The sequence below is a fragment of the Myxococcus sp. CA023 genome (genome assembly GCF_010998615.1).
Lineage (GTDB): Bacteria > Myxococcota > Myxococcia > Myxococcales > Myxococcaceae > Myxococcus.
On the sequence record NZ_JAAEAH010000022.1, the window covers coordinates 89,177 to 104,221 of the forward strand.

Sequence of the window (15,045 nt, forward strand, 5' to 3'; positions counted from 1 at the left end):
CGCCGACTGTCACTCGGTGGGCCCGGTCAGCAGGCCCGTGACGTCCTTCCACGGGCCCTGGCAGGGCGGCGTGTCCGAGGCGAGGTAGTGCCCGACGCGCCCCGGCGCCAGCGCCACCACGGCGGATGAGCGTGTCCCGTAGAGCGGCGTGTGGATGCAGAGCGCCTGGAGCCGTTGCAGGAAGTCGCGGGGCAGGTCCTCGCCCGCGCCTGGGGGCGGAATCAGCTCCTCCGCGGGAAGGGTCGGGTCCGACAGCACCGCCTTCAAGCCCGCCTCCAGCTCCGGCCAGGGCTTCTTCGCCACCTCGGTCGTCAGCAGGCGGGCCCGCTCCACCTTGGGCAACTCGGGGGCGTTCAGCACGTCATTGGGCAGGACATGTATCCCCAGGGGGACGTCCTCCCGCCGCAGCTGCCGGTCCGTCCTCCGGGCGTACGCCACGCGCAGCCGCTGGGCGTCCCCATAGAGGAGGTTGAAGGGCATGAATTCGTCGCCGGGCAGGGTATCCAGGTATCGGTCCACGCCGTCCACGCTGCCGGCCTGGAGGGCGCGCAGCACCACCTCGCCCCGCGAGCGGGGGGCCGGGCCCTGGCCTCGCTCGCCCCGCTGGTTCGTCAGGCCGACGAACAGCCCTCCGTGGGTTACACCCATCCACGTCCCACCGCGCTCTTCGTCCCGGCCGCCCACGGCGAGCGGGGACTCCAGAAGAACTTGGGGGCCAGTAGCAGGGCGGGCGTAGAACTCGTCCCGGTTGGCCGCGAGCACCAGCGGCCATTCGGGGTGGACGTGGCGCAGGATGATGATGGTGCACATGCGTATCCGGTCGATAACATCTCCGGCTCCGTGGCGCATTCGTGCCCGCGGTCCTCACGCCGTCGATGACCTCGGCCATCCGAGCGGCTAAGGTCCGCCGCCCTCAGGAGAGTCCATGGCTGAGAGAATTCTCGTCACCAGCGCGCTGCCCTACGCGAACGGCCCGGTCCACATCGGCCACGCCGTCGAGTACGTGCAGACCGACATCTACGTTCGTTTCCTCCGCTCGTGCGGCAGGGACGTCGTCTACTTCTGTGCCGATGACACCCACGGCACGCCCATCGAGCTGAACGCGGCGAAGCAGGGCCTCAAGCCCGAGGAGTTCATCGCCCGCTTCCACGAGGAGCACCAGCGGGACTTCCGCGACCTCGATGTCCGCTTCGACTACTTCCACTCCACCAACTCGCCGGAGAACCGCCAGTACGCGGAGCTCATCTACGGGCGGCTGAAGGAGAAGGGCGACATCGAGCGCCGGAACATCGAGCAGACCTACTGCGAGAACGATCGCCGCTTCCTGCCGGACCGCTTCATCAAGGGGACCTGTCCCAACTGCAAGGCGGTCGACCAGTACGGCGACGCCTGCGAGAAGTGCGGCAAGGCCTACGACCCCACGGACCTCATCGACGCGCGCTGTGCCCTGTGTGGCACGCCCCCGGTCCGCAAGCACTCCGAACACCTGTTCTTCAAGCTGTCGCGGCACGCGGACTTCCTCCAGGACGTGCTGCGCAAGCCGGGCTTCCTCCACCCGGGCCTGGCGACGCAGCTCCAAGGCTTCTTCGAGAAGGGCCTTGCGGACTGGGACATCAGCCGTGACGGGCCGTACTTCGGCTTCGCCATTCCGGGTGAGACGGACAAGTACTTCTACGTCTGGCTGGATGCGCCCATCGGGTACATCGCCACCACGGAGAAGTGGGCGAAGGAGACGGGCAAGGCGAAGAGCGCGCTGGATTACTGGGCCGCGGACGCCGACACCCGCATCATCCACTTCATCGGCAAGGACATCGTCTACTTCCACGCGTTGTTCTGGCCGGCCGTGCTCAACGTCGCGGGCTTCCACGGCCCCAGCGAAATCAAGGTCCACGGCCACCTCACGGTGAACGGCGAGAAGATGTCGAAGAGCCGCGGCACCATGGTGCCGGTGCGCGACTACCTGGACCAGTTGGACCCCAGCTACTTGCGCTACTTCTACGCGGCCAACCTGGGCCCGGGGGTGGAGGACCTGGACCTCAACCTCAAGGACTTCCGCCAGCGCGTGAATGGCGAGCTGGTCAACAACGTGGGCAACCTGGCCAACCGCGCCCTGTCGCTGCTGGCCGGTCCGCTGGAAAAGCGCCTGGCGCCCGGCCGTGCCGAGGGCCCGGGCCGCGCCCTGGTGGAGGCCGCGCTCGCCCGCGTACCGGAGGTTCGCGACGCGTTTGACAAGCTGGAGTACCGGTCCGCCATCCGCGTCATCACCGAGATTGCCTCGGCCGCCAACGGCTTCCTCCAGACGGCCGCGCCGTGGGCCCAGGTGAAGAAGGACGCGGAGGTCGCTCGCGCGGACCTGTCCGACGCCGCGGACGTGGCCTACCTCCTGGGCGCGCTGCTCGCCCCGGTGACGCCGCGCCTGTCGGAGAAGCTCTTCGCTCAGCTCGGCGCGGAGCCGCTGACGTTCCAGGCCCTGGAGGGCGCGAAGTACCCGCTGTTGGATCGCAGCCGTCCCATCGGCACGCCCGAGCCGCTGCTACCGCGGCTGGAGGAGGAGCGCGTCAACGCCATCATCAAGCTGCCGGAAGGCGCCGTGGCGCCGCAGGCAGCGGAGGCCAGTCCGGCCAAGGGCGCCAAGGCGGAGAAGAAGCCCGCCGAGGCTCCTGCAACCACGCAGGCGGCTCCGAGCGCTGGCGCGGCCGAGTCGTCGGGTGAAATCGAGTACGACGACTTCGCCAAGGTGGTGCTGAAGGCCGGCAAGGTGCTGGCCGCGGAGAAGGTGCAGAAGGCGGACAAGCTGCTCAAGCTCACGGTGGACGTGGGCGAGGGGAGCCCGCGCACCATCGTCTCCGGCATCGCGGAGGCCTTCGCGCCCGAGGCGCTCACCGGGCGCAACGTGGTGGTGGTGGCCAACCTCAAGCCGCGCAAGCTCAAGGGTATCGAGTCACGCGGCATGCTCCTGACGGCGGGGCCGGGCGGCAAGGAGCTGTCGCTGCTCGACCCGGGCGATGTGGCTCCTGGCAGCGAGGTGAAGTGAGGTGACGGACTGGCGTGCCGATCGGGACCGGGCCCTCCTGACGCTGGAGCGCGAGAATCGCCCGGCGTTCAGGACGGAAGCCGCGCTCCGGCTCTATCACCTCGCGTCGGAGGTCCCCGAGCACGCCGCCGAGTTCCTCGAGGCGCTCCCCCGGCTGCTGGCGGATAAGCAGGTGGAGGTGCGCCGCGCGGGGGTGAGCCTGGCCTCCGTGGTGGTGCCTCCGGCGGAGCTGCCGGACCTGCTCATCGCCCGGCTTCGGGACGAGGAGTGGCAGATTCGCCTGGAGGCCACCGGCCGGTTGGCGGATCTGGCCCGGCCGGAGCTGCGTGGGGCGCTGGCCTCCATGCTGGAGGACGGCACCTTCGAGGTCCGCTTCGAAGCGGCACGCGGCATCGCCAGCCTCCATCACGCAGCGGGGCTGGAGGTGTTGCTGGAGGCGCTGGACGCGGACCTGCTGCGCTTCCGGGCCCTGGGAGCGCTGGCGGAGCTGGGGGACGCGCGCGCGCTGCCCCATGTGAAGAAGCTGTTCGGCCGGTGGCTCCTGCCCGCCTTCGACAAGACGCAGGCCGCCGGGGTGCTGGCGAAGCTGGGCGATTCGGACGGCTCGACGTACCTCATCCAGCGGACGGCGAAGAAGCGGTGGAGCCCGGACCGGGCCCTGGCCGTGGAGCTCTGCGGCGAGGTGAAGGTGCCCGGCGCGCTGGAGCGGTTGAAGGAAGTCCTGGACGACGTGAAGGACCCCTGCCGGGGCGCAGCCGCGAGAGGCCTGGGCCGGCTGGGGGATGCGCGGGCGCTGCCCTGGCTGGTCGGGCTGCTCCAGGACGCGCAGGCCTCCGAGGACAGCCGATTGGACGCCGCTGACGGGCTGTGGCGCCTGGGCGGGGCGGAGGCGCGTGAGGTCGTTCGCAACGCGGTGAGTACCTTTCCCTCACCAGAGGCCCGCGCCGAGCTGGAAGAGCTGTTGCAGGAGGAGCCATGAAATTCGTCGACGCCCACTGTCACCTCGAGGTGAAGGACTACCCGGACGTCATGGCCGTGCTCGACGCGGCTCGCGCGGCGGGGTTGGTCCATGCCGTCGTGGTGGGGCAGTTCCACGGCCCGGGCAACTGGGGCAACGCGCTGGAGGTGGCGGCGGCGCACCCGGAGTTCCTGTCGCCCACGTTGGGCATCCACCCGCACGAGGCCGCTCGGGCCACCGAGGAGGACCTGGCCACGCTGGAGCGCACCTGCGCACGTCCCGAGGTCCGGGCGGTGGGGGAGGCGGGCCTGGACTACTACTACGACCACTCACCGCGCGAGGCGCAGGCGGAGGTGTTCCGGCGGCAGTGCGCGCTGGCGCTCCGGCTGGGCAAGCCGCTGGTGGTGCACGTGCGCGACGCGCATGACGACTGTGACGCCATCCTCGGCGAGACGGGCGTAGCGAAGGGCGTCATTCACTGCTTCACCGGCGACACGGACGCGGCGCGGCGCTACCTGGACCGGGGCTTCCTGCTGTCGCTGTCGGGCGTCATCACCTACAAGAAGACGGAGGCGCTCCAGGACGCGGTGCGCTTCGCGCCGTTGGACAGGCTGATGGTGGAGACGGACAGCCCGTACCTGGCGCCGGTGCCGCACCGGGGGCGGAAGAACCAGCCCTCGCACGTGGTGGAGACGGCGAAGAAGGTCGCCGAGCTCAAGGGCGTGACGCTGGAGGAGGTGGCCGCGGTCACCACCGCCAACGCCGCCGCCCTCTTCAACCTCAACCTGCGTTGAGGCCGCCGGCCAGGGCCGCGAGGTCCTGGTCCATCTGCGGCACGTCCAGCAGCAACGCGTCCGGGTCGTACTGAAAGTCCGCCTGCTTCAGCTTCAGCAGCGCCTGTAGCGCGGGCTCTCCTGAGTGACCACCGAAGGACGCGAAGACGACGCGGCCCCGCTCCAGGTGCAGGTAGCCCTCCAGCGTGTGCTGGCGCAGGTTGAGCCGGCCGCTCTTGTGGCCTCCGCCCAGCGTGCGCAACAGCTCGCGCGGGGGGAGCTCGTCGAAGCTGCCGCGTACCACGCGCCCTGGGCCGTTGTGCTGGACCCGGTCGTCGTAGAGGGCCTGCACCGTCTTCGCGATGGCGGGCTTGTCCGCGGGCGACAGCACGTCCGTGGCACCCGCCATGAGCAGGCGCTCCCGCGTGGCATTGTCGGGCTCGCCCACCACCGCGATGGGCAGACCCGCCGTCTCCGGCGCCGAGCGGGCCTGCGCCAGCAGGTCCATCACGTCCTGCAGTCCCAGCCGCAGGCTCACCACCAGCACGTCGCAGTCCTGCCGCGCCAGTCCGTCCTGCGCGCCCTCGACGGTGGACAGCGCGTGCGCCACCAGGCCCTGTTTCAGCACCGCCTCCAGCAGCTCGCCGCGAGCCGTCTCGTCCGGCTCCACCACGAGCACCTGGCGGCCTTCGCTCTCCAGCCGGTGGCGCAGCAGCTCACCACTCTGGAGCTGGATGACGATGTCCGCCACCACCGGGTCATAGAGCACGCCCGCGTACTTGCGCAGGTGCTCCAGGGCCTGCTCCTTGGGCAGCACGCGGCCCAGGGCATTGCCCGGGTTCTTCGTCAGCTCCAGGAAGCTGTCCACCGCGGCGAGGATGCGCGCGCCCAGGGTGATGTCCTCGCCCTTGGCGCCCTGGGGCGTGCCGGAGCCGTCCCAGGCTTCGTACATCTGCGCGAGGATGGTGTTCGTCTGCGCGGGCAGGTGCACCGTCTCGAACATGCGGGTGGGGATGCGGCAGGCCTGCTTCGCCTGCGCCTTCCACTCCGGGTTGACGGCGTTGCTCGCCAGCGAGAAGTGCCGCTCCGCCGGCTTGCCCAGGTCGTGCAGGTAGGCGGCGATGGCCAGCGCGGCCAGTTCCTTGTGGGGCATGCCCATGCGCTGGCCCACGATGCCGGCCTGTCGCGCCAACTGCGCGGAGTGCCCGCGGTGGCGCTGGCGGTCCTGCTCCAGCAGGCCGACCATGATGCCCAGCGTCTCCACGTAGTCGCTGTCGCTCACCAGCCCGCGCGGCCCGCCGGGCTCGCGCCGCTGGGTGGACGGGCGGACCGCGGGGGTGCCGGTGCTGCTGCCGCGTTGCAGCCGCATCCGCGCGTCCGTCTCCACGCGGAAGTTGAGGCTGAGTCCGCCACGGTTGCCCGCGCCCGTCCCGGTGCCGCTGCCCGCGTAGGTGCGTCCGTGCTCCGGGGCGCCCGTGCGGGACGGCGCGGCCGGGGCCTGGCCCTGGGCGTTGGCGCCTTCCAGCAGCGCGGCGAAGGCGGTGGGATCGCCGTAGTAGTGCTTGCGGATGGCGGCGGAGATGGCGCTGCGCAGGCCCACGTACGCGTAGACCTCCGACATGCCCGTGACGAGGGCAATCTCGTCCATCAGCGACTTGTTCTGCGGCTCGGCGGCGACCACGGAGAGCAGCTTGCGCTCCGGGTCCACCGCCAGCGGCAGCACGTTCTGCGCCTCGGCCAGGCGCACCGGAAGCCGGTCCAGCACCTCGGTGGCGATGCGCGCCTTCGCCAGCTTGTCCGCGCTGACGAAGCGCGTCTGGAACTCCGCCGCCAGGAAGCGCAGCAGCGCCGCTTCCTGGAGCAGTCCCAGCTCCACCAGACAATCACCGACCTTGTGGCCGGTGATTTTCTGGTGCTCCAGGGCCTGTTCCACGGCCCCGGCGTTGACGAGTCCCGCCTCGATGAGGCGCTCTCCCAACCTCTTCACCATGTGCTGCCTCAGCTCTCCGAGGAACCCTCACCGCCCTTGTTGCCGGAATCGGACGGTAACGACGTCAGCGCGCTGAACGGCTTGAAGGTCAGCTCCTTGGGCAGCGAGCTCGCGTCACGCGGCGGACGCTCCTCGCGGGGCGGACGGGGCGGACGCTCCTCACGCGGACGCTCTTCACGCGCGCGCTCCTCGCGGGGCGGACGCTCCTTGCGGGGCGGGCGCTGGGCCTGCTCCTGCTGCGGGGCGCCCTCGGCCGGGGTGCCCGGCTGCTGCGGCTTCTCCGCCCGGGCCTTGCGCTTCTCCTCGCGGCCCTTGCGGCGGCCCCCCCCCTCCACCGGGGCGCGGCCCCGCGAAGTGGGCGAGGGGCCCTTCCACAGCTGGCGCTCGTAGGGGCGCACCACGTCCGTCCACTTGTCGTGCGAGTCGCGCTGCATGGCCTCCAGCCACGAGGCGATGCGCGCGTCCAGCGACTCCAGCGAGTGGATGATCTGCGCTTCCAGCGTCACCGGTGACTTCGGGCTGCCGTGCTGCGTGTCGCCGTGCTGGGAGATGACCAGGTGCGTGAGGTGCTGCTCCAGGAGCGGCGGGAAGCCGGGGATGGCCAGCGCCTTCTCGCGCAGCTTCTGCGCCGTCAGGACGAGGTTGCCCACCAGCCGGCCCTCGTCGGAGGACTCGGAGGCGTCCGCCGCCTTCAGCACCTGCTGCAGCAGCGCGCCGGCCAGCAGCAGGTCGCGGTCCGCCATGGGGTACTGGTCCGCCACGCGGAGCGTCAGCCGCATCACCGACAGGATGTGCTCCGCCAGTCCGCCACGCCACGCGTGGTGCGTGCCCCGGGCGCCCTGGGCCACCGGCAGGCCGGCCGCAATCTTCGGGTCGTCCAGGAAGGCCAGCAGCAGCTGCTTCACGAAGGTGTCGCCGATGCGCTCGGTGACCATCTCCCGGATGAGGCCGGCGGCGCGCGCGCCACCCGGGCCCTCGTTGCCGCGGGCCTCGCCCTTGTCGGCCTTCTCGGGCTTCTCAGCCTTGGCTTCCGGGGCGGCCTTGGCCTCCGGCGCGGGCTTCGCCTCGGCGGCGGGCGGGGCCGGGGGCGGCTCGAACTCCTTGGGGTCCAGGGGCTCGGGGTCCAGGCGCTCCAGGGCCTCGACGACGACCTGGGTGCGGCCGTGGAACTGGATGACGTTGCCCTGGACGAGCACGAAGTCGCCCGGCTGGAAGACGGGCTCGAGCGCGTCGACCTTGTCGAAGACGCGCGCGTCCACCTCGCCACTCTTGTCGACGAGCGTGGCGGCGACGAACACCTTGCCACTGCGGGCGGTCACCTTCTCCTTCTTGGTGACGCGGAAGACGGTATGGACGCGGTCCTTCTCCCGCAGGTCGGCCGCATACACCTTGCGGACGGTCTCCACGGAACCTTCCTGGGCGGGGGGCGCGGACTCGGGCACGTTTTCGTTGGTCATTGCGGCGGCGGACACTAGCACTCCATCGGCCGCGCGGGTGGACGGCTTCAGCTGACTTCCAACGCCATCGCGTGGAGGTGCTCGGCCCCATGGGACCCGGCCAGGGTCGGGTGGTCCGGCGGCAGGCCAGGGCGGGACAGCCGGGTGGCGATCCGGGCCTCGCCCTCGCAGGCGGTGGCCACCAGGTCGTCAAAGCCCTCCTGGGGGAGGGGTGGATGGTACCCGGTGACCATCAACCAGCCACCGTGGCGCGTCCTGCGAAGCGCGTGACGCAGCAACTCCACGAATTCCTCGTCGGTCGCCACGGCCGGTGTGTCCAGCAGGACCAGGTCGAAGGTGTCTCGCACCGCACGGAGGACCTGGAGGGGCTTGCCCGTCTCCACCATCACCCGGCCCAGCAGGCCGTTGGCCTCCGCGTTCTCACGCGCCAGGTCCGCGGCGTCCGCGTCGGCGTCGAAGGCGAGGATGTGCCGGGCCCCGTGCACCCCCGCGTGGACGAAGAGCCCTCCCACGTTGCAACTGGCGTCCAGCACGCGCGAGCCCTGGGCCATGCGGGCAACGAAGCGGCGGACCTCGCGCTGGTCATACGCGTAGCCCGTGCCCTGGCCGTACGTGAGGTCCACGGTGAAGCGGGCCCCCATCTCCAGGAGCCGGCACCAGCGGGGTGGGGTGCCGTACAGGACATGGGGGCGCTGCGTGGGCAGGCCCAGCGCTTTGCGGCGAAAGGTGTCGTTGCGCAGCAGCACCGCGCCCGCGCCCGCCACCTCCACCAGCGCGCGCGTCAGCTCCTCATGGCGCGCGTCCATGGCACGGGTGAGCGTCTGCACCACGAAGTGTGTGTCGTAGCGGTCCACGATGAGGCCGGGCAGGCCGTCCCCGTCATCGTTGACGACGCGGCAGAAGCGCGGGTCGTCCACCAGCCGGGCCCGCCGCTCGAAGGCGTGGCGGAGATGGCGCGGGATGAGTCCCTCCACCGCCTCGTCCGGCTGGCCGAGCCGCCGCACCGCGTAGGGCGCCTCTAAATCCACGTCTCCCAGGCCCAGCACCGAGCCGTCCTCGTCCCGAAGCTGTACGGGCTCTCCGGGCTGTGGCGTGCCTTCCATGGAGACGATGTCTTCCCGGCGCAGCCATGGCGCGCCATGGCGCAGTCGGCGGGCGGCGTCGCGGGACAGATAGGTGCTGAGCACGATGGGTTCTCCTCTCGCGGCGACCCGAGGGCACCGGCGCCCGGGCGTGCTGCCAGGGGAGAACATGGGGTGCTGGCCTGCGGATGGCTGCCCGTCCCGGAGCGCCACGTCGGGGGGCAGCCGGGCGGGCGGGCCCGCGCGCCGTCGCCCCGTCGCTTCAGCCGCCGTTGGGGGTGCGCTTGAAGGCCTTGGTGGTGACCTGGAAGAGCAGGGTGCTGGCCACCAGCGCCAGGACGATGCCGATGCCACGCAGCCGCAATTCGTCGCGGAACACCAGGGACAGGGCCAGCGCGCTCAGCAGCACCACGGCCGCCACGCGAAGCACCTGTCCCCGCTGCAATGCCCCCGAGCGCGCGGGTTTCGCCTGGGCAAGAACGGGGATGCTCGCCGCCTTGCGCCAGGTGGTGGCGGTCTCCTCCCGGACTTCGTCCTCCGCGTCCACCAGCCCCTGGACGTAGGCCCGCTCCACATCCAGCAGGCTGGGGTAGACCAGCTCGCCCTCCGGCGTCCGCACGACGTATCGCATGCGCCCTCCTCCCGGCCGTCCGTCAGGACAGTTCGGTGGCAATCTGCTCAGCGATGCGCAGTCCATCAACGGCGGACGACACGATGCCGCCCGCGTAGCCGCAGCCCTCGCCCGCCGGGTAGAGGCCCTTCATGGACACCGACTGCAGGTCCTCGCCGCGGGTGATGCGCACCGGTGAGGACGTGCGGCTCTCGATGCCGATGAGCTTGCCCTCCTCGCTGATGAAGCCGCGCATCTTCCGCTCGAAGGTGCGCAGGGCCTGCTTCAGCGACTCGGTGAGCCGCTCCGGGAAGAGTTGGTTGAGGTCCGTGTGCGCCAGGCCGGGACGGTAGCTGGTGCCGCCCGGGTCCTTCTTCACGCGCCCGGCCAGGTAGTCCGGAATCGTCTGGGCCGGCGCGTAGAAGCGGCCTCCGCCCAGCTCATACGCCTTGCTCTCCCAGTGGCGCTGGAACTCCAGGCCCGCCAGCGGCCCGCGGAAGCCTTCGCGCTCGAAGTCCGCCACGGACACGGACACGACGATGCCCGAGTTGGCGTAGCGCGCGTTGCGCCGCGAGTTGCTCATGCCGTTGGTGCACTGGAGCCCGTCCTGCGTGGGCGTGGGCACCACGATGCCGCCGGGGCACATGCAGAACGAGAAGACGCCGCGCACCTCGCCGTCCACCTCCAGGTTCTCCGCCAGCTTGTAGTCCGCCGGGGGCAGGCGCGGATTCTTGGCCGCGTTGCCGTACTGGATGCTGTTGATGAGCGCCTGCGGGTGCTCGGCGCGGAAGCCCAGCGCGAAGGGCTTGGCCTCCACAATCACCCGGCCGTCGGCCGCGAAGCGCTCGTAGAGCTCGCGCGCGGAGTTGCCGGGGGCCAGGATGACGCGGTTGCTCTCCAGCGTGCGTCCGTCGGACAGCTTCACGCCCGCGATGTGGCCGTCCTTGTAGAGCAGGTCGTCCACGCGCGTGCTGAAGTGGACCTCGCAGCCGCCGGCGATGAGCTCCTCGCGCAGCTTCGCCACCGCGCCGGGCAGCAGGTCCGAGCCGATGTGCGGCTTGCCCTCGATGAGGATGTGGTCCGGCGCGCCGTAGCGGGCGAAGGCCTCGATGACCTTGCGCACCATGGGGTGGTTGATGCGCGTGGACAGCTTGCCGTCCGTGTACGCGCCCGCGCCGCCCTCGCCGAAGTTCATGTTGCTTTCGGGGTCCAGCGTCCCGTCGCGCATGAGCTTCGCCACGTCCTTGCGGCGCGACACCACCTCGCGGCCCCGCTCCAGCAGGATGCTGCGAACGCCGCGCTCCAGCAGGCCCAGCGCGGCGAAGAGCCCCGCGGGGCCCGTGCCGATGATGATGGGCCACTGCTCCGGCGCCTTCACCGGGCCCAGCGCTTCGGGAGGAGGGGGCGTCTCACCCACGTCCGGTGGCAGCTTCGCCGGCTTCTTGCCCTGGGCCAGCTCCACCTCCAGCGTGTAGATGTAGCGCGGGCTGCCCTTCTTCCGCGCGTCCAGCACGGAGCGCACCACCCGCACGGACGCGAGGTCGGAGCGGGTGACGCCCAACTTCTCCGCGGCGCGCTGACCGAGCAGCTCCTCTGGCTCGTCCAGCCACAGCCCGATGTTGTTCACCCGATACGCCATCGCATCCGCTCCTGGTGGGGCGCGTATCTCGCCGCCCTGTTGAAAGATTGCAAGCCCTTGAAATCCGGGTGCGAACCGGCTGATGCACCCCCCCACGCCAATCCCCCGTACCGCCGAGGACTGCGCAAGGGCGTTCGCACTGCCCTCCAGGGCCGTTCGGGGCCCTGGTCTACTTCAACCCTTGGGAAATGTTGAGGAATCCGTGAGGAAGAGTACGGCTGGCACGGGGGTTGAAACAGGGCCGTATCGTGATTAGGCGGCGTCGCTCCTTCCCGGCCGCGTTCTTTATGGAGGCACTGACCTTGAGCACCGATCAAAAGGGCACCCGGATCCTGGCGCGCACGTTCTTCAACCAGCTGCGCGCGAGCGGCTACACCCCGCACCAGGTGATTGGCATCGCCACGGAGCTGCTCGAGCTGGTGACGACGGACATCAAGGAAGGCGAGAAGGCGACAGCCGTCCAGGCGGCGCAGGAGCAGGCCCCGGAGCGTCGCCCGCACGCCTGAGGTTCTCAGCGGGTTCTCCCCGCGGGCGCGTGGGCTCCGGACGGGTTTCCGGGGCGCCCGCCCGCGTGTGGAGGCAGCGAGGTGGTGAAAGGACCGGCCTTGGCCGGTCTTTTCGTTTCGGCTGATTGATGAGTCAGGCGCGGGGCGCCCTTTGCTCCCGCCTCCGCTGGTACGCAGCCGCGCCGGCGACAAAGAGCAGACCCGCGGTGAGGGCGCTGAAGACGCTGCTGGCCGTCTGCGTGGCCTGGAGCGCCATCAGCACGCCGCCCGCGGTGAAGGCGGCCACATCCACCCACGCGGGACGGCGCTGCGGCAGCACCAGCACCAGGATGCAGGCGGTCAGCGGCAGACCCAGCGCCACCTGGCGGATGATGGCGTCGGTGCTCGTGCGCACCGTGTCCCAGTTGTGCACCAGGATGGCGGCGAAGATGACCACCGTGCCCAGCGCGAGCACCAGCACGCCCGCGGCGGCCGCGTCCTTGGCCAGCCGGGCCTTCTCGTCGAACTGCTGGACGGCCAGGTCCACCAGGTGCTCCAGCGCGCTGTTGAGGATTTCGGCGAAGAAGATGAGCAGGACGCAGAAGATGAGCGTCACCTTCTCCGCGAGCCCCAGCGGGATGCCGCTGCCCACCAGCCCCACCAGCACGGCGGCGATGAGGTGGACGCGCATGTTGCGCTGGTAGATGACGGTGTGGATGAGCCCCGCCCACGCGTGACCGAACGAGGCGAGCAGCCCCGAACCGTGACGGGGAGGAAAGGACGTGGGTGGCCGGGGAGGTGCGTTCATCGATGGCGAAAGCGCGGGGGAGGCTAACACCCGCGGGACGGATTGCCCCGTCGTCGTGAAGGGGTATGGTCCGCCCCTGTGAATGCCCCTTCCTACCCTCTTCGTGTCCGTCTGGGTGGCGCACTTCTCGCGCTGTTGTTGACTTCCCCCCTGGCCCGCGCCGAGTCCCACGCCGCGCACGACCATGCACTGGATGAAGGGGCGTGTGGCCTGGAGCCGCCGGGCGTGGAGTACGTGCCGATGCCCGGGCCCCGTCCGCATGAGACGCGCCGCCTGTCCGCAGCGGAGCCACCGGTCGTCCGGCGCGAGCTCCGGACGGGGGCTTCCGGGACGAAGGCGGGCGTGCCGCAGACGCGGCAGCGCACGGGCGCGCTCTCCGGAAAGGTGGTGTACCTGAGCCCGGGCCACGGCTTCACGCGCAGTGCGCCGCTGAACCGCTGGGCCACGCAGCGGCCGAACACCTGGGCCGTGGTGGAGGACCTCATCTCCGCCGAGGTCCTCAACCAGTACCTGCTGCCCATGCTGACGGGCGCCGGCGCCACCGTGGTTCCCCTGCGGGAGCCGGACCTCAACGGGCACATGGCCATCGTCGACGACGGGCAGGCCGGCTATTCGGAGGACGGCGACGTCTTCGAGTCCTCCGCTCAGCCCGGCTGGGGCACGCCGCCGAAACCCATGGGCAACGGGGTGGAGCCCTTCTCGCTGGGCACGACGCGGGTGATGGCCTCCGCGCGCAGCGCCACCGCGAGCGCGACGTGGACGCCGGAGATTCCCGCGGAGGGCAGCTACCACGTCTACGTCTCCTACTCGGCCGACCCCACGCGCGCGCCGGACGCGCACTACGTGGTGAAGCACGCGGGCGGTGAGAGCCACTTCCGCGTCAACCAGCGCCGTCACGGCGGGACGTGGGTGCTGCTGGGGCGCTTCTATTTCAAGGCGGGGCAGCACCCGGATTCCGGCGCGGTGGTGGCGCTGAACGACACCGCGGAGGGCGGCACGCTGTCGCTGGACGCGGTGCGCTTCGGCGGTGGCAGCGGCGTCATCGGTGACGCGGCGATGGCGCCCCTGGCGCGGCCCCGCTACGAGGAGTCCGCGCGCTATCACGTGCAGTTCAGCGGCGCGCCCCTCACGGTGTACGCGCCCACGGGGGCCAACGCGCTGACCAACGAGCGCAACGCGGACGTCACCGCCCGTCCGCGCTTCGCCGCGTGGCTGCACGAGGAGGGCGAGGACGCGGTGTACGTGGCGTGGCACACCAACGCGTCCACCACGGGCAACGTGTCGGGGACGGAGGCCTACGTGTACGGGCCCAACCCGGTGGACGGCACGCTCAACTTCACCGGCTTTCCGGGCAGTGACGTGCTGGCGCGGGCGCTGCTGGACGAGCTGGCGCAGGACATGCGCCGCGAGGTGGACCCGAGCTGGCGCGTGCGCAACCTGCGCTCGGCGAACCTGGGCGAGGTGAACCCCACGCACAACAACGAGATGCCGTCCGTGCTGCTGGAGGTCGCCTACCACGACAACGTGACGGATTCGAACCGGCTGAAGGAGCCCGTGTTCCGCCGGGTGGCCGCGCGCGCCATCCTTCAGGGACTCATCAAGTACTACGCGGCCCGGGACAGCGTGCCTGTCGTCCTGCCGCCCGAGGCGCCCGAGGCGGTGGCCGCGCTCAACGGCAGCGGCGGCACGGTGGAGTTCCGCTGGGCGGCGCCGCCGGCCAACCCGGATGAGGCGGGCCGCGACGCGCCCACGGGTTACCGCGTCTACCAGAGCGCGGACGGGTTGGGCTGGGACGACGGTACGGATGCAGTGGGCACGTCCTTCCGCACCACGTTGGTGCCGGGCACCGTGCGCTACTTCCGCGTGGCCGCGTACAACGCGGGCGGAGAGGGCTTCCCGTCCGTCACCGTGGGCGTTCGGACGCCGGGCGGCGCGGAGTCCCCGGTGCTGGTGGTCAACGGCTTCGAGCGGCTGGATGCATCCCAGGCGTGCGCCGAGCCGCTGGACGCCTATGACCTCCATGCGCCTGTCCGCCTGCTGGTGGAGACGATGAACGACGGCACCTACGTGCGCCGCCACGGCGCCGCGCTGGCGCACGCGGGCACCGCCTTCGACAGCGCGACGCGCGCGGCGGTGGCGGCGAACCTGGTGACGGTGGGCGCGCCGTACCGGCTGGTGGACTGGTTCACCGGCCGGGGTGGGGCGGGAG

General features: G+C 70.9%; 12 protein-coding genes. 5 read left to right on the forward strand and 7 right to left on the reverse strand.

The window, feature by feature from the left end:
- Positions 1-9 precede the first annotated feature (9 nt).
- A complete protein-coding gene (locus tag F8M74_RS12235; RefSeq protein ID WP_141255238.1) occupies positions 10-810 on the reverse strand; it encodes an NRDE family protein in 801 nt (266 codons plus the stop codon).
- Between the two features lie 115 nt (positions 811-925).
- On the opposite strand from F8M74_RS12235, the gene metG reads away from it, so the two are divergent.
- From metG to F8M74_RS12250, 3 genes are read left to right on the forward strand one after another with little or no spacing between them, the layout of a single operon-like run.
- Entirely contained in the window at positions 926-3,034 is a 2,109-nt protein-coding gene (gene metG, locus F8M74_RS12240) for a methionine--tRNA ligase (protein ID WP_141255239.1), read from the forward strand.
- A gap of 1 nt (position 3,035) precedes the next feature.
- Positions 3,036-4,013 carry a HEAT repeat domain-containing protein gene (locus tag F8M74_RS12245; protein WP_141255240.1) on the forward strand — a complete coding sequence of 326 codons (978 nt, stop codon included), beginning with the start codon at positions 3,036-3,038 and terminating at the stop codon, positions 4,011-4,013.
- Complete coding sequence (locus F8M74_RS12250) at positions 4,010-4,786, forward strand: TatD family hydrolase (RefSeq protein ID WP_141255241.1); 777 nt, start codon at positions 4,010-4,012, stop codon at positions 4,784-4,786. The genes F8M74_RS12245 and F8M74_RS12250 overlap by 4 nt, the downstream gene beginning before the upstream one ends.
- Here F8M74_RS12250 and F8M74_RS12255 read toward each other — a convergent pair.
- The 5 genes from F8M74_RS12255 to F8M74_RS12275 all read right to left on the reverse strand — a co-directional run bounded on the left by F8M74_RS12255 (position 4,773) and on the right by F8M74_RS12275 (position 11,543).
- Positions 4,773-6,755 carry an HD domain-containing phosphohydrolase gene (locus F8M74_RS12255; protein ID WP_141255242.1) on the reverse strand — a complete coding sequence of 661 codons (1,983 nt, stop codon included), beginning with the start codon at positions 6,753-6,755 and terminating at the stop codon, positions 4,773-4,775. The genes F8M74_RS12250 and F8M74_RS12255 overlap by 14 nt on opposite strands.
- 8 nt (positions 6,756-6,763) lie before the next feature.
- Positions 6,764-8,212: an OB-fold nucleic acid binding domain-containing protein gene (locus F8M74_RS12260; protein ID WP_141255243.1), complete on the reverse strand. Its 1,449-nt coding sequence runs from the start codon at positions 8,210-8,212 to the stop codon at positions 6,764-6,766.
- Between the two features lie 47 nt (positions 8,213-8,259).
- A complete protein-coding gene (locus F8M74_RS12265) occupies positions 8,260-9,399 on the reverse strand; it encodes a class I SAM-dependent rRNA methyltransferase (protein ID WP_141255244.1) in 1,140 nt (379 codons plus the stop codon).
- A gap of 157 nt (positions 9,400-9,556) precedes the next feature.
- The gene (locus tag F8M74_RS12270; protein WP_141259035.1) at positions 9,557-9,925 is read right to left on the reverse strand and encodes a hypothetical protein; all 369 of its coding nucleotides are present in this window, start codon (positions 9,923-9,925) and stop codon (positions 9,557-9,559) included.
- Between the two features lie 22 nt (positions 9,926-9,947).
- Complete coding sequence (locus F8M74_RS12275; RefSeq protein ID WP_141259034.1) at positions 9,948-11,543, reverse strand: NAD(P)/FAD-dependent oxidoreductase; 1,596 nt, start codon at positions 11,541-11,543, stop codon at positions 9,948-9,950.
- A gap of 302 nt (positions 11,544-11,845) precedes the next feature.
- Here F8M74_RS12275 and F8M74_RS12280 point away from each other — a divergent pair, with 302 nt between their 5' ends.
- A complete protein-coding gene (locus F8M74_RS12280) occupies positions 11,846-12,049 on the forward strand; it encodes a hypothetical protein (protein WP_225888821.1) in 204 nt (67 codons plus the stop codon).
- 133 nt (positions 12,050-12,182) lie between these two features.
- Here the strand turns inward: F8M74_RS12280 and mprA are convergent, their stop codons facing one another.
- Positions 12,183-12,836, reverse strand: coding sequence for an MprA protease, GlyGly-CTERM protein-sorting domain-containing form (gene mprA / locus F8M74_RS12285; RefSeq protein ID WP_141259032.1), 654 nt, complete (start codon positions 12,834-12,836; stop codon positions 12,183-12,185).
- Between the two features lie 240 nt (positions 12,837-13,076).
- Here mprA and F8M74_RS12290 point away from each other — a divergent pair.
- On the forward strand, positions 13,077-15,045 hold a 1,969-nt coding region (locus F8M74_RS12290), incomplete at its 3' end, for an N-acetylmuramoyl-L-alanine amidase (protein WP_228565790.1).

Excerpts from the sequence above, each read along its gene's own strand:
- F8M74_RS12270 (WP_141259035.1), bottom strand. The coding sequence starts at position 9,925 with ATGCGATACGTCGTGCGGACGCCGGAGGGCGAGCTGGTCTACCCCAGC.
- metG (WP_141255239.1), top strand. The coding sequence starts at position 926 with ATGGCTGAGAGAATTCTCGTCACCAGCGCGCTGCCCTACGCGAACGGC.
- F8M74_RS12250 (WP_141255241.1), top strand. The coding sequence starts at position 4,010 with ATGAAATTCGTCGACGCCCACTGTCACCTCGAGGTGAAGGACTACCCG.
- F8M74_RS12255 (WP_141255242.1), bottom strand. The coding sequence starts at position 6,755 with ATGGTGAAGAGGTTGGGAGAGCGCCTCATCGAGGCGGGACTCGTCAAC.
- F8M74_RS12275 (WP_141259034.1), bottom strand. The coding sequence starts at position 11,543 with ATGGCGTATCGGGTGAACAACATCGGGCTGTGGCTGGACGAGCCAGAG.
- mprA (WP_141259032.1), bottom strand. The coding sequence starts at position 12,836 with ATGAACGCACCTCCCCGGCCACCCACGTCCTTTCCTCCCCGTCACGGT.
- F8M74_RS12235 (WP_141255238.1), bottom strand. The coding sequence starts at position 810 with ATGTGCACCATCATCATCCTGCGCCACGTCCACCCCGAATGGCCGCTG.
- F8M74_RS12260 (WP_141255243.1), bottom strand. The coding sequence starts at position 8,212 with ATGACCAACGAAAACGTGCCCGAGTCCGCGCCCCCCGCCCAGGAAGGT.